Source organism: Herbaspirillum aquaticum (assembly GCF_002213425.1).
In the GTDB taxonomy this organism is placed as follows: Bacteria; Pseudomonadota; Gammaproteobacteria; order Burkholderiales; family Burkholderiaceae_D; genus Herbaspirillum; species Herbaspirillum aquaticum.
This window is the reverse complement of the sequence record NZ_NJGV01000002.1, coordinates 408,945-422,829: the sequence shown is the minus strand read 5'-3', so window position 1 is coordinate 422,829 and position 13,885 is coordinate 408,945. Positions and strand designations below refer to the sequence as shown.

General features: G+C 63.5%; 13 protein-coding genes. 3 read left to right on the top strand and 10 right to left on the bottom strand.

What is annotated here, in order from left to right; translation table 11 throughout:
- Nucleotides 1-74 precede the first annotated feature (74 nt).
- The 10 genes from CEJ45_RS25270 to CEJ45_RS04225 all read right to left on the bottom strand — a co-directional run bounded on the left by CEJ45_RS25270 (nucleotide 75) and on the right by CEJ45_RS04225 (nucleotide 8,978).
- The gene (locus CEJ45_RS25270; RefSeq protein WP_255475291.1) at nucleotides 75-200 is read right to left on the bottom strand and encodes a hypothetical protein; all 126 of its coding nucleotides are present in this window, start codon (nucleotides 198-200) and stop codon (nucleotides 75-77) included.
- A gap of 501 nt (nucleotides 201-701) precedes the next feature.
- Nucleotides 702-1,889: a Na+/H+ antiporter NhaA gene (nhaA, locus tag CEJ45_RS04265; RefSeq protein ID WP_088753960.1), complete on the bottom strand. Its 1,188-nt coding sequence runs from the start codon at nucleotides 1,887-1,889 to the stop codon at nucleotides 702-704.
- A 222-nt stretch (nucleotides 1,890-2,111) separates the two neighbouring features.
- Nucleotides 2,112-2,549: a universal stress protein gene (locus CEJ45_RS04260; RefSeq protein ID WP_088753959.1), complete on the bottom strand. Its 438-nt coding sequence runs from the start codon at nucleotides 2,547-2,549 to the stop codon at nucleotides 2,112-2,114.
- Nucleotides 2,550-2,709: 160 nt separating this feature from the next.
- Entirely contained in the window at nucleotides 2,710-3,519 is an 810-nt protein-coding gene (gene hutG, locus CEJ45_RS04255) for an N-formylglutamate deformylase (protein ID WP_088753958.1), read from the bottom strand.
- 23 nt (nucleotides 3,520-3,542) lie between these two features.
- Nucleotides 3,543-4,991, bottom strand: a complete 1,449-nt coding sequence (locus CEJ45_RS04250; protein WP_088753957.1) for a formimidoylglutamate deiminase — start codon at nucleotides 4,989-4,991, stop codon at nucleotides 3,543-3,545.
- Between the two features lie 137 nt (nucleotides 4,992-5,128).
- Complete coding sequence (locus CEJ45_RS04245; RefSeq protein WP_088753956.1) at nucleotides 5,129-5,797, bottom strand: HutD/Ves family protein; 669 nt, start codon at nucleotides 5,795-5,797, stop codon at nucleotides 5,129-5,131.
- Nucleotides 5,787-6,560, bottom strand: coding sequence for an amino acid ABC transporter ATP-binding protein (locus CEJ45_RS04240; protein ID WP_088753955.1), 774 nt, complete (start codon nucleotides 6,558-6,560; stop codon nucleotides 5,787-5,789). Before CEJ45_RS04240 ends, CEJ45_RS04245 begins: the two co-directional genes overlap by 11 nt.
- Complete coding sequence (locus CEJ45_RS04235) at nucleotides 6,560-7,225, bottom strand: amino acid ABC transporter permease (RefSeq protein WP_088753954.1); 666 nt, start codon at nucleotides 7,223-7,225, stop codon at nucleotides 6,560-6,562. Before CEJ45_RS04235 ends, CEJ45_RS04240 begins: the two co-directional genes overlap by 1 nt.
- Nucleotides 7,226-7,338: 113 nt before the next feature.
- Nucleotides 7,339-8,091 carry a glutamine ABC transporter substrate-binding protein gene (locus CEJ45_RS04230; RefSeq protein ID WP_088753953.1) on the bottom strand — a complete coding sequence of 251 codons (753 nt, stop codon included), beginning with the start codon at nucleotides 8,089-8,091 and terminating at the stop codon, nucleotides 7,339-7,341.
- A 149-nt stretch (nucleotides 8,092-8,240) separates the two neighbouring features.
- Nucleotides 8,241-8,978, bottom strand: coding sequence for an IclR family transcriptional regulator (locus CEJ45_RS04225; protein ID WP_088753952.1), 738 nt, complete (start codon nucleotides 8,976-8,978; stop codon nucleotides 8,241-8,243).
- 262 nt (nucleotides 8,979-9,240) lie between these two features.
- Here CEJ45_RS04225 and CEJ45_RS04220 point away from each other — a divergent pair, with 262 nt between their 5' ends.
- Genes CEJ45_RS04220 through prpF form a run of 3 tightly spaced genes read left to right on the top strand, consistent with a single transcriptional unit; the run spans nucleotide 9,241 to nucleotide 13,825 of the window.
- Complete coding sequence (locus tag CEJ45_RS04220; protein ID WP_088753951.1) at nucleotides 9,241-9,969, top strand: GntR family transcriptional regulator; 729 nt, start codon at nucleotides 9,241-9,243, stop codon at nucleotides 9,967-9,969.
- A gap of 47 nt (nucleotides 9,970-10,016) precedes the next feature.
- Nucleotides 10,017-12,638, top strand: a complete 2,622-nt coding sequence (acnD, locus tag CEJ45_RS04215) for a Fe/S-dependent 2-methylisocitrate dehydratase AcnD (protein WP_088753950.1) — start codon at nucleotides 10,017-10,019, stop codon at nucleotides 12,636-12,638.
- Nucleotides 12,635-13,825 carry a 2-methylaconitate cis-trans isomerase PrpF gene (prpF, locus tag CEJ45_RS04210; protein ID WP_088753949.1) on the top strand — a complete coding sequence of 397 codons (1,191 nt, stop codon included), beginning with the start codon at nucleotides 12,635-12,637 and terminating at the stop codon, nucleotides 13,823-13,825. The genes acnD and prpF overlap by 4 nt, the downstream gene beginning before the upstream one ends.
- The last annotated feature ends 60 nt before the right edge of the window (nucleotides 13,826-13,885 follow it).

The following is a 13,885-nucleotide window of genomic DNA, read 5'->3' as shown; positions in this document are numbered from 1 at the left end:
CTGTGCCCTCGCCTTGCGTCATGCACGCAGCGTCGAACTTCAGTCCGGGCTGCGTCGAGGTGAATGTGAGAGGATCAGTGACCGAAATGCGTGCGGCGCCAGACGTAGGCACCGAAGGCACAGCTGCCCACGATGACGTACATCGCGTACCACACGAGTGCCTGGCTACCGTAGCTCATGAGCAATTCCATCAGTTTCATGCTTGTCTCCTCTGCTTTTGATGGCCGGGCTGTTATTCGCCAGGCTTATCGTCCCAAGGGGTGAAAATGTCGAAACGACAATATCCCCTGCTTGCTGCGGGCGCTGTTGTCAGTAGTGTCAGCATCGGCGCCCTTCCACGCCGCGCCGCTACAGGCCCGTGCAAGTATCTTGCTACTGCCAAAAGGTGATGTAAAGAATGGCTTGTTCTGCGCAGCAGCAATTCATGGCCGAGCTCGCTGCCGGCATTTCGTTGTCGCATGGATTCACTTCGCGATGTGGAAACGGAAGGCCCTCTTCACCCCCGTTTCCCCTCGGAATCGCACTAATGGTGTGCAATAACTTATTTTTTATATAATTTTTTGCAATGCAAAACCGAAAGTTGGTTAAACGTCGCCAAATGACGACTTGGCGCGTCTCGTAAGCGAATTTGTGATGTTTTTGTTAATCAATACGTCGTTTCGAATTCGCAGAAAGATATGTGGCCGTGATGTTCACGCTGCTTATATCTCTTTACGCCACAACACCAGCGTCCCGAGCAGGCCCGCGAGGATGGAGCCGCCCAGCACGCCCAGCTTGAGCTTGGCTTCGAAGTCCGGGGCGAGCCCCTGGAAAGCCAGTCCGCCGATGAACAGGCTCATGGTGAAGCCGATGCCGCACAGCATGCACACACCCACGAATTGCCTGGTGCTGGCACCGGCTGGCGCGGCTGCCAGGCCGCTGCGGATCATCAGCCAGGCGGCGCCGAACACGCCTATGGTCTTGCCCAGCACCAGTCCGGCGGCGATGCCCAGCGGAATCGGTTCAAACAGGCTGCCCAGCGACATGCCTTGCAGCGAGACGCCGGCATTGGCGAAGGCAAACATGGGCAGCACCAGGAAAGCCACCCAGGGATGCAAGCCATGCTCCAGGGCGGCGGCCAGCGGCTCACCCCGCGCATCGCGCATGGGGATGGCCAGGGCCGTGACCACACCGGCCAGCGTGGCGTGGATGCCCGACTTGAGCACGCACACCCAGATCACCAGGCCCACGACAATGTAGACATCGGCGCGGCGCACGCCGCTGCGATTGAGCACCAGCAGCAGCAGCGTGCCAATTGCAGCAGCGGCCAGCATGCCCAGCGAAAGATTGTCGGTATAGAACAAGGCGATGACCACGATGGCGCCCAGGTCATCGATGATGGCTACCGCGGTGAGGAAGACCTTCAGCGAGGTGGGCACGCGCGAACCCAGCAGCATGACGATACCGATGGCAAAGGCAATATCGGTGGCTGCCGGAATGGCCCAGCCACGCAGGGCCACCGGATCTCCCAGGTTGATGAGGGCATAGATGCCGGCCGGCACCAGCATGCCACCCAGGGCCGCAGCCGCCGGCAGGATGGCCTGCTTGCGGGAAGCCAGTTCGCCTTCGACGAATTCGCGTTTGATTTCCAGCCCGACCAGGAAGAAGAACACCGCCATCCACAGGTCGTTGACCCACAGCAGCAGTGGCTTGGCCAGGACCACCAGGCCACCGATGTCGACCTTGCCCGGAGTGCGGGTGAAGGCTTCGTAGGCTTCTTTCCAGCGGCTGTTGCTGATGATCAGCGCCAGCACCGCAGCGATGGCCAGCACGATGCCGCCCGCGGCTTCATGCGCGAAGAATCGGGTAAAAGCGTTGCCGCCCTGGGCCTGGTGAGGGGATGTGGTCAATGCCGGCTCCTTGGTGTGGTCGTCAAAACAAGGGCAGACTGTAACAAAGGCCGTGGCTTTTCACCAATCTTTCGGCCGGGCGCACCCGGGACGCGGGCAAAAAAAAGGGCCGTCCCTCTCCACAGGAACGGCCCGACCCTCCACACCACAAACCTTCATGACGGCTCTTTCAACCGCCCGATGCACCCGCTTGCCGGGCGCATTGCTTCATTTGTTCTTCAATCAGCGATAGACCAGCACAGGCACCTTGCTGTGCGCGAGCAGCTTCTGCGTCTGGCTGCCCAGCAAGAGGCGACCCAGCGTGGAACGCGCCTTGGAGGCCATGATGATGGCATCGCAGTGCTCGCGCTCGGCCACGCGCATGATTTCTTCGTAAGGACGGCCGCCCTGGGCCACCTGCACCGTGCACGGCACACCTTCTTCGCGGGCCATCGCGGTGATCATTTCAACGCTGGCCAGTGCACGTTCGCGGCCGGCTTCCTCGGTCCGCGCCACATCGACACCGACACTCACCTCAGGGATGGACAAGGCGCGCAGGTTACCCGCCACCGACAAGCCGACCAGCGTGCTGCCGCAGCTCTTGGCCAGCGCGATGGCGGCCTTCACGGATTCGTTGCACAGACGGGAACCATCGGTTGCCAACAGGATGTTCTTGAACATGATGACCTCAGCAGGTGACTTGATTGCGTTGACTTGGTATGACTGCATACTAAGCCCCGCTCACCTGAACAGACTTGACATGCATCAAGCCGCACGGGCTGCAGCGCCAGAGCTGGCGCGCATTTGCGCTGGATCAAATGGAACGGTCCGGAAGCCCGGTTCAGGGGCGAAAGGCGGAGAATCGCGCCACCAGTTGCGCCAGCACCGGCTTGAGCTGTTGCGCCAGCGACGCCTGCAGGGCGTAGGGCGCCTGCTCCAGCATGTAGCTGCGCTGGGCCAGTTCGAGCTGGATCGCATGGATCTGCTGGCCAGGCCGCCCGTAATGGCGGGTAATGTAGCCGCCTTTGAAACGGCCGTTCAATACAGCCGGATAGTGCGGCGCCAGATGCCGGGCCAGCGCCAGCAAGTCCTCGCCCAGGCCCGGCGCGCAGGCCGCACCGTCGGCCGTGCCGAAATTGAAGACCGGCAGTTCGCCCTCGAACAAGTGGGAAATGACCGAACGGATGGAGTGCGCGTCCCACAGCAGTGCAAAGCCGTGCAAGGCCTTCAGCCTGGCCAGTTCAGCCTGCAGGGCAGCGTGATAAGGGTGCCAGTAAACCTGCAGGCGGCGCGCGATCTCATCGGCATCGGGTTCACTGCCGCTGCGGTAGAGCGGCAGGTTGTCGAATGTCGTCAGCGGACAGAGCCCGGTGGTGTTCTGCCCCGGATACAGGCTCTTTCCGTCGGCTGGCCGGTTGAGATCGATCACGTAACGTGAATGAAAAGGACGGATCACCGAAGCGCCCAGGTCGGCCGCAAAATCATACAGTTCGGCAATGTGCCAGTCGGTGTCGTCCACCTGCAGGCCGACCTCGCTGAAGGCGCCCATCAGGTCGTCGGGCAGGCGCGTGCCGACGTGCGGCATGGAAATAAGCAGGGGCGAACTGCCCTGGCGAAGTTCGTAGATCTCTTGCGGGGTGGCATGCATCATTCAGTCCTCAGCTCTTCAATTCCTCAATCCTTCAACAAGTCGGCAATGGCATGGCGATAGGCCTGGCGGGCGCTGTCCTCCAGCCGATGCCGTCCGGCGCTGACGACCTGGCGGCCGCCGACGTAGACATCCTGGATGGGCTGGCCATCGTGCTCGCAAAATACCAGCGCCGAGAGCAACTGCGCCGGGCTGCGGTCCGCCAGGTTGACGTCCTGGCCGTCGAGTACCACGAAGTCGGCGCGCTGGCCCACCGCCAGTCCGGCAACGGCGCGCCCGCTGGCAGCGGCTCCCCCCGCGAGGGCTTGCGCGAACAGGCGGTCGGCCGTGGCCGGAGCCGCTTCCGAGGCCAGCACGTTGCGGCGGCGATGATGCAGGCGCTGGCCATATTCCAGCAGGCGCAGCTCCGAACGCAGGTTGATGGCGATGTTGCTGTCCGAACCGATGCCCCACGGGGTCGCCGATTGCAGCAATTGTGCGGCATCGATGATGCCGTCGCCGAGATTGGCTTCGGTGGTCGGGCACAAGCCCACCACCGCGCCGCTGGCCGCCACGCCCTGGTATTCCCCCAGGTCCATGTGGGTGGCGTGGATGAGGCACCAGCGGGCATCCACTTCCTGCAGCGAGAGCAGCAATTGCACCGGGCGCTGGCCGCACCAGGCCAGGCAATCCTGGATCTCGCGCCATTGCTCGGCGATGTGGATGTGGATCGGTGCATCCTGCCCGCCCTGCTGCTGCCGCAGGCCGCTGATCATCTCCGCCAGTCCCTCGGGGGAGACCGCGCGCAGGGAATGCGGTGCCAGGCCGTAGCGCCGCATGGGGCTTTCCGGCAAGGCGCGCAGCAGGTGCTCGCGCAGGGTCAGCAGGCTTTCGGGCGTACCGATGAAGCGCGCCTGCTCCGGGGAGGCCGGCTGGCTGCCGAAGCCGGCATATTGGTACAGCACCGGCAGCAAGGTCATGCCGATGCCCGCGTCCCCGGCAGCCTGCATCAGGCGCAGGGCCAGTTCGGCACGATCCGCATAGGGCGCACCACCGGGGGCGTGATGCAGGTAATGGAATTCGCAGACCGAGGTATAGCCGGCCTTGAGCATCTCGATATAGAGATGGCGCGCAATGGCTTCCTGGTGTTCGGGCTGCAGTCGCTGGGCAAAGCGGTACATCAGCTTGCGCCAGCTCCAGAATGAATCGGCAGGACTGCCCATGACCTCGGTCAGCCCGGCCATGGCGCGCTGGAAGGCGTGCGAATGCAGGTTGGGCATGCCGGCGATGACCGGACCGGAAGCCTTTGCGGCCTGTCCGGGAGCGCTTGCCGGCTTGACTTCGACCAGTGTGCCGGCCGCATCCCAGCGCAGCAATACATCGCTGCGCCAGCCTTCCGGCAGCAGGGCCAGGGGGCAGAACAGCGCATCTCCCGGCGCTTCGGTGGCGGGATGTTGGTGCAGGTGTTGCGGCGTACGTTCGCCCAGCGAAACCATGTGCTCACCTTTTTTCTTTGGCGGTTCTGTGGAAGGCAAACCATGCACGGGTTGGCGTGATGCGAATGCATTCCTGGTATATGCCGGACATCGCGCTGCCGCCGTGGGCGGGTGGAATCAGCGTGGCGTCGGCGCCTTCAACGCTTACATGAGGGATCCTTGTCAGTGGTCCGAAGAATGCAGACTACCAGTACCACCGAGCCCGGTGTACACACCAGATCGGGCAAGGGCACTGCAGGGTCTTCGCGCAGGCGGGCGAACTCGCCCCGGCGCAGGGGCTGCTGCAGGCCGTACTCATCCGACAGGCTGGCCGCACCTTGCGCCACGTACACCAGCACACTGTGCCTGGGCAGGCTGCGCGCATGCTGCTGGGCCAGCACCACCACCCTGCCCTCGGCGTATTCACGCCGTACCATCAGGTTGAAATCCAGCGTGGGGGCACCGTGCAGCTGTACCGTGATGGCCTGTTCACCCGGGAAGGGATACGGAACGAAGGCCCGCGCCAGGTCGTGCACCTGCCGCCCCTCGCTATGCATGGTGAAGCCGCCGCCTTCGAGCAGGACGATGGTGCGATCGATACCGGCAAAGCAGGAAAACGCCCCATCGGCGCCCACATCGGCCACGCTGGCGCGCCACACGAAACTGCCGAAATCGGCCTCCGGCGGTTCCACGCAGAGTTCACGGGTCTGGCCGCCCTCGTTTTTCCAAGGGACGGCGGCAATGCGCCCCAGCTCGCCAACGAAGGCGATCGCACTGGCGCGCGCCACCATGCCGGCGGCCGGCGCGGAATGGACCTCAGGCGCCATGCACCACCTCCCGGGCCAGCATGGTTTGCAAGAAACTGCGGGTACGGGCTTCCCTGGGTGAAGTAAATATCCCGGAAGGCGGCCCGGATTCAACGATGCTGCCATGATCCATCACCACCACCACATCGGCGACCTCGCGCGCAAAGCCCATTTCATGGGTCACGATCAGCATGGTCATGCCTTCGGCGGCCAGGTCTTTCATCACTTGCAGCACTTCACCGACCAGCTCCGGGTCCAGCGCCGAGGTGGGCTCATCGAAGAGCATCACCTTGGGCTCCATGGCCAATGCGCGGGCGATGGCCACGCGCTGCTTCTGACCGCCGGACAAGGTGCCGGGATAATCCCGCGCCTTGTGCTCCAGCCCGACCTTCCTGAGCAGCCGCAGGCCTTGCTCCTGCGCCGTCTTGCGTGGCACGCCGCGCAGGCAGGTGGGCGCCAGGGTGATGTTGTCCAGCACGTTCAGGTGCGGGAACAGGTTGAAGGACTGGAATACCATGCCCACCTCGGCGCGCAGGGCGTCGAGCAGGGGCTCGGGCATCATGCGCCCGGCCTCCACCACCAGATGGCCACAGACCACTGCGGTACCGCCCTCGGCAGTTTCCAGCCCGTTCAAGCAGCGCAGCAAGGTGCTCTTGCCGCTGCCGCTGGGACCGATGATGACCACCACCTGGCTGGGGGCTACGGTGAGGTCGATGTCCTTGAGGACGAGGTGGCTGCCGAAGGACTTGTTCAATCCCTTGACGTCGACGATGGCCTGTTGCATCACACCCTCCCTTCCGAACGCAGGACTTTCTCGATGCGCCGCAGTACCAGCGTGGTCACGCTGGTGAGCACCAGGTAGATGAGCGCGATGACCAGGTAGGTTTCCAGCGAGCGATAGGTGATGCTGATGATCTTCTCGCCTTCGTGCATCAGGTCGGCGATGGTCAGCAGCGACACCAGTGCGGAATTCTTGATCAGCGCGATGAATTCATTGCCCAGCGGCGGGATCATGCGCACGAAGGCCTGCGGCAGGATCACGCGGCGCATGGCCATGCGATAGGGCAAGCCCAGCGAGCGCGCCGCTTCCATCTGGCCGCGCTCGATGGACTGGATCGCGCCGCGCACGATTTCCGACACGTAGGCCGCACTGTAGATGCCCAGGCCGAGGATGCCGCAGACATAGGCCGGCAGGATCACGCCCACATGCGGCAATCCGAAGAACCACAGGAACAGTTGCACCAGCAAGGGGGTGCCGCGCACCAAGGTGAGATAGAAGGTACAGGCGGCGTAGAGCGTACGGCGTTGCGGATTCAAGCGCCCCAGGCCGACCAGCAGGCCCAGCACGCATCCCAGGACCAGCGAGGCGGCGGTGATTTCCACGGTCACCAGGGTGCCGTGGAGGAGCGAGGGCCAACTGTCCCAGACGCCCGAAAAATCCAGTTTCATGAAGTGCTCCGGCAAAAGGAGTCGCGTGCCCGGTCAGCGCCGGGCGGACCGAGTCAACCATGGACGGGGAAATGAGAGCGCCGCCAGACCTGCCAGGCCAGGCGCTCAGGACCTCAGTCTTTGCGGGTGAACCACTTGTCGGTAAGGGCGTCGTAGGTCCCGTTCATGCGCAGGGTCTGCAGGGCCTTGTTGAGCTGCTCGGCCAGCGCGGTATCGTTCTTGCGCAGCGCGAAGCCATACAGTTCGGTGGTCAGGCCCTTGTCCAGCACGCGCACCAGGGGCTGGGTGCGGGCATACTCCACCGCAGCCGGACGGCCGGTCACCACGGCATTGACGCGTCCGGTGGCCAGCAGGTCGAACATGGCCTGGTTCTTCTCGACCTCCACCCGTTCAACGCCAGGGAAGTTGTCGCGCAGGTAGCTCACCGACTTGGTACCGACCTGCACCGAGACGCGCTTGCCGCGATTGAGGTCTTCCGGCACCTTGATGCTGGTGTCGTCACGACGCACCAGTACGGCCAGGCCGCCACGATAATAAGGATCGCTGAAATTGACGACCTTGCGGCGCTCGTCGGTCATGTAGATGGCCGAGGCCGCGATGTCGAAGCGGTTGGAGATGAGGCCGGGGATCAGGCCCTTGAAATCGATATCGATCCACTGGATCTTCTTGCCCATGGTCTTGGCCAGGGCTTCCATCAGTTCGATATCGAAGCCGGTGCGCTTGCCATCCTTGACGAACTCCATCGGCGGGAAGGTGGCATCGGTACCGACGCGGATCACGTTGCCATCGGCGCGCGCGGCGGGTGCAGCGGCCACCAGCAGGGCCAGGCTGGCCGTGACGGCGCAAAGCAGCTTGGAAAGCTTCATCATGGGTTCCTCAGTAGAAACGACGATATGGTCTGGACGCCGGGCAACCGGCGCGACGGACAGCAACTCCCTGGGACCGGGGCCGAAGCGGCCCCTGCCCTCCGCGTCCAGCCAGCACCGTCTTCTGCGGACGGCGCAGCCTGACTGGCTTAAAAACGATTACAAATGCGCTGGGCCGATTCCACCGTCATGCGGACCAGTTCCTGTTCGCGGTTGCCCACGCGCAGGGCCGGTGCCATCAGGGTGATGGTGCCTTCGAGGCGGCCGTTGGAGGTCATGATGGGTACCGAGACGCCCCACACGCCCAGGTCCACTTCGCTCTCGCTGATGGAATAGCCGCGACGGCGAATCTCATCGAGCTGCGCTTCCAATGCGGCGGCTTCCTCGGGCTTGTCGCCCAGCTGGTCGGCCAGCAGTTTTTGCTGGAGCTTGCGTGGCATGAAGGCCAGCAGGCTCTTGGCCGATGCTCCCTTAAGCAAGGGATGTGCCCGGCCCTTGGTGAAAGAGCAGCGCAGCGGCTGGTCGCTTTCTTCCATGGCGATGCAAACCATCTGCCCATTGATCGGCACCAGCAGGCCCACGCTCTCGCCGCTGCGCTGGACCAGTGAAATGATTTCCTCGCGGCTCTGGCTGATCAGGTTGGAATTCTGGTCGAACCCCCACGCCAGCTGCACACCGGTCGGACCCGGCTCGAAGGTGCCGGAATTCATGTGCTCCTGCAACAATCCCCACTTCTTCAGGGATGCCAGGTGGCGATAAACAGTACTGACCGGTTGTTGCACCATCGCAGCAATCTGCTTGGCACTGACGGGCTTGCCGGCACGAGCCACGCCGGCGAGTACGTGGAGAACGCGGTCAACGATGGTAGAGGTTTGTGGTGAGTCCATGACGGCAATATAAGGTTAAATTCTCACTTTGGGCGAACGATTCCCGTATATGGGGAAATAAATAGAAAAATTTTGAGTCGCTTTTTCATATATTCCCAGCGGGCGGCTGAATTTTCTCACCTGTAACGAAAATTGCCTCATGCTATTTTTTTACTGGGTAGTGCCGAAAATATTCTAGTGTCGACACTTCTTCCCTTTTTTGGGCAAAGTGCTATGATGAAACGCATCACATCCATTGGATTGTCGACACGGTAAAAAAACCATGAGCGAGCTGATTGCACTGCCTGGTGCCGAACGCGACGGAGAAACACTCTCCGAACACGTTTTTCGCAAGATCCAGAGCGCCATCGTGCAGGGCGAGATTGCGCCCGGCAGCAAGATTTCCGAACCAGAACTGGCCCGCATTTATGGCATCAGCCGTGGCCCCCTGCGTGAAGCCATTCACCGCCTGGAAGGCCAGAACCTGCTGGTGCGCGTGCCCCACGTGGGCGCGCGGGTGGTGTCGCTGACCCTCGAAGGCCTGGTGGAACTGTTCCAGATCCGCGAATCGCTGGAAGGCATGGCCTGCCGCCTGGCCGCCCAGCGCATGAGCCGCGCCGAACTCGACGAACTGCGCCGGGTGCTGGAGACGCACGAAAAGGACGAGGCCTTCCAGGCCGGACGCGGCTATTACCAGCAGGAAGGCGACTACGACTTCCATTACAAGATCATCCAGGCCAGCGGCAACCAGATCCTCACGCGCATCCTCTGCGGCGAGCTGTACCAGTTGGCCCGCATGTACCGCATCCAGTATTCCGCCGCGCCCAACCGGCCACGACAGGCCTTTGCCGAACATCACCGCATCCTCGATGCCCTGGCCGATGGTGACGGTGAGTTGGCCGACCTGCTCATGCGGCGCCACATCGGCGCCTCCCGCCGCAACATCGAACACCAGATCGCCCAGGCCGGACCCGGCAGCGCCGGCCGCCAGCGCGAGCAAGCCTCAACGTAATCCCCTGCACAACAACCATTCCATCAACGAGACACGAGCCAACCGCCATGAATACCCAATACCGCAAGCAACTGCCCGGCACCCGACTGGATTATTTCGATGCCCGCGCCGCCGTGGAAGCGATCCGTCCTGGCGCATGGGACACCCTGCCCTACACTTCTCGCGTGCTGGCAGAAAACCTGGTGCGCCGCTGTGATCCGGCGACCCTCACCGATTCGTTGCGCCAGCTCATCGAACGCAAGCGCGAACTCGACTTCCCGTGGTTCCCGGCGCGCGTGGTGTGCCACGACATCCTGGGCCAGACCGCGCTGGTGGACCTGGCCGGCTTGCGCGACGCGATTGCCGACATGGGTGGCGACCCGGCCAAGGTCAATCCGGTGGTCCCGGTGCAACTGATCGTGGACCACTCGCTGGCGGTGGAATGTGGCGGCGATGACCCGCAGGCCTTCGAAAAGAATCGCGCCATCGAAGACCGCCGCAATGAAGACCGCTTCCACTTCATCGACTGGACCAAGCTGGCCTTCGAAAACGTGGACGTGATCCCGCCCGGCAACGGCATCATGCACCAGATCAACCTGGAGAAGATGTCGCCGGTGATCCATGCCAAGGATGGCGTGGCCTTCCCGGACACCCTGGTGGGCACCGACAGCCACACCCCGCACGTGGACGCGCTGGGCGTGATCGCCATCGGCGTGGGCGGCCTGGAGGCGGAAAACGTCATGCTGGGCCGCGCCTCGTGGATGCGCCTGCCCGACATCATCGGCGTGGAACTGACCGGCCGCCGCCAGCCCGGCATCACCGCCACCGATATCGTGCTGTCGCTGACCGAATTCCTGCGCAAGCAGAAGGTGGTGGGTGCCTACCTGGAATTCTATGGCGAGGGTGCAGCCAGCCTGACGCTGGGGGACCGCGCCACCATCTCCAACATGGCCCCGGAATATGGTGCGACGGCGGCCATGTTCTCGATCGACCAGCAGACCATCGACTACCTGAAGCTGACCGGCCGCGAAGATGAACAGGTCAAGCTGGTGGAAACCTATGCCAAGGAGGCCGGCCTCTGGTCCGATAGCCTCAGCAAGGCCGAGTACGAGCGCGTGCTGCGCTTCGACCTCTCCACCGTGGTCCGTACCCTGGCTGGCCCGAGCAATCCGCACAAGCGCCTGCCGGTGTCCGAACTGGCCGCCCAAGGCATCGCCGGCAAGGTCGAGAACGAACCCGGCAAGATACCCGATGGCGCCGTCATCATCGCCGCCATCACCAGCTGCACCAATACCAGCAACCCCCGCAACGTGATCGCGGCGGCCCTGCTGGCGCGCAATGCCAATCGCCTCGGCCTGGCCCGCAAGCCCTGGGTGAAGAGTTCGCTGGCGCCTGGCTCCAAGGCGGTCGAACTCTACCTGGAAGAAGCGGGCCTGACCGCCGACCTGGAAAAGCTGGGCTTTGGCATCGTCGCCTTTGCCTGCACCACGTGCAACGGCATGTCCGGCGCGCTTGACCCGAAGATCCAGCAGGAAATCATCGACCGTGACCTCTACAGCACTGCCGTGCTGTCCGGCAACCGCAACTTCGACGGCCGCATCCACCCTTACGCCAAGCAGGCCTTCCTGGCTTCGCCGCCGCTGGTGGTGGCCTATGCCATTGCCGGCACCATCCGCTTCGATATCGAACAGGACGTGCTGGGCGTCACCGCCGAGGGCCGCGAAATCCGCCTGAAAGACATCTGGCCCAGCGATGAGGAAATCGATGCCGTGGTCGCCAGCGCAGTCAAGCCGCAGCAGTTCCGCAATGTCTACACCCCGATGTTCGCCGCCCGTGTGGATCGCAGCCAGTCGGTCAGCCCGCTCTATGACTGGCGTCCCCAGAGCACCTACATCCGCCGCCCGCCCTATTGGGAGGGCGCGCTGGCCGGTGAGCGTACGCTCTCGGGCATGCGTCCCCTGGCCGTGCTGGGCGACAACATCACCACCGACCACCTCTCGCCCTCCAACGCCATCCTGCTCGACAGCGCGGCCGGCGAATACCTGGCCAAGATGGGCCTGCCGGAAGAGGACTTCAATTCCTACGCGACCCACCGCGGCGACCACCTGACCGCCCAGCGCGCTACGTTCGCCAATCCCAAGCTGTTCAACGAAATGGTCAGGAAGGCCGACGGCAGCGTGCAGCAAGGCTCACTGGCGCGCCTGGAGCCGGAAGGCCGTGTCATGCGCATGTGGGAAACCATCGAAACCTACATGAAGCGCAAGCAGCCGCTGATCATCATCGCCGGTGCCGACTACGGCCAGGGTTCTTCGCGCGACTGGGCGGCCAAGGGCGTGCGCCTGGCCGGTGTGGAAGCGATCGTGGCAGAAGGCTTCGAGCGCATCCACCGGACCAACCTGATCGGCATGGGCGTGCTGCCGCTGGAATTCAAGACCGGTGAAAACCGCAATACCTACGGCATCGACGGTACCGAAACCTATGACGTCATCGGCCAGCGCCGTCCGCGCGCCGACCTGACGCTGGTGATCCACCGCAAGAATGGCGAACGCGTGGAAGTGCCGGTGACCTGCCGCCTCGATACCGCCGAAGAAGTCTCGATCTACGAAGCCGGCGGCGTGCTGCAGCGCTTTGCCCAGGATTTCCTGGAAGCCTCCGCCAACGCCGGCCAGAACGCCAAGGAACAAGCATGAGCCAAGTCCCCCAGATCCGCATCCCCGCCACCTACCTGCGTGGCGGCACCAGCAAGGGCGTTTTCTTCAAGCTCGACGACCTGCCCGAAGCCGCCCGCGTCCCGGGCCGTGCGCGCGACAAGCTGCTGCAGCGCGTGATCGGCAGTCCCGATCCCTACGGCAAGCAGATCGATGGCATGGGCGGCGCAACGTCCAGCACCAGCAAGACGGTCATCATCTCGCGCAGCGAGCGGCCCGGCCATGATGTCGACTACCTGTTCGGCCAGGTCTCCATCGACAAGGATTTCGTCGACTGGAGCGGCAATTGCGGCAACCTGTCTGCAGCTGTCGGTCCTTTCGCGATTTCGGCCGGTCTGGTGGACCCGTCCAGGTTGCCGCAGGATGGCGTGGCCGTCATCACCATCTGGCAGGCCAACATCGGCAAGACCATCGTGGCCCACGTCCCCATGCGCGGCGGACAAGTACAGGAAACCGGTGACTTCGAACTGGATGGCGTCACCTTCCCCGCTGCCGAAGTCCAGCTGGAATTCATGGATCCGGCCGCTGAAGAAGAAGGCGCGGGTGGCGCCATGTTCCCCACCGGCAATGTGGTCGATACCCTGGAAGTGCCTGGCGTGGGCAGCTTCAAGGCCACCATGATCAATGCCGGGATCCCGACCATCTTCCTCAATGCCGACGAGATCGGCTATACCGGCACTGAACTGCAGGAGGCCATCAACGGCGATCCCGCCGCACTGGCCCGCTTCGAGACCATCCGCGCCCATGGGGCGATCCGCATGGGGCTCATCAGCAAGGTGGAAGAAGCCGCGACCCGGCAGCACACCCCCAAGGTGGCCTTCGTCGCACCGCCCAAGCAATATGTGTCTTCCAGCGGCAAGACCGTCACCGTGCAGGATACCGATGTCCTGGTGCGTGCCATGTCCATGGGCAAGCTGCACCACGCCATGATGGGCACGGCTGCCGTGGCCATCGGTACGGCAGCGGCCATTCCGGGCACGCTGGTCAACCTGGCTGCCGGTGGCGGCGAACGCAACAGTGTGCGCTTCGGCCATCCGTCCGGCACCTTGCGTGTGGGCGCAGAGGCCAAGCTGGAAGACGGCCAGTGGGTCGTCACCAAGGCCATCATGAGCCGCAGTGCGCGGGTGTTGATGGAGGGGTGGGTGCGGGTGCCGGGGGATGCTTTCTGAGCCGAAGCTGCGGCCGGTAGCTGCAGACATGAAAAAAGCCGGCCACCTTGCGGTGCCGGC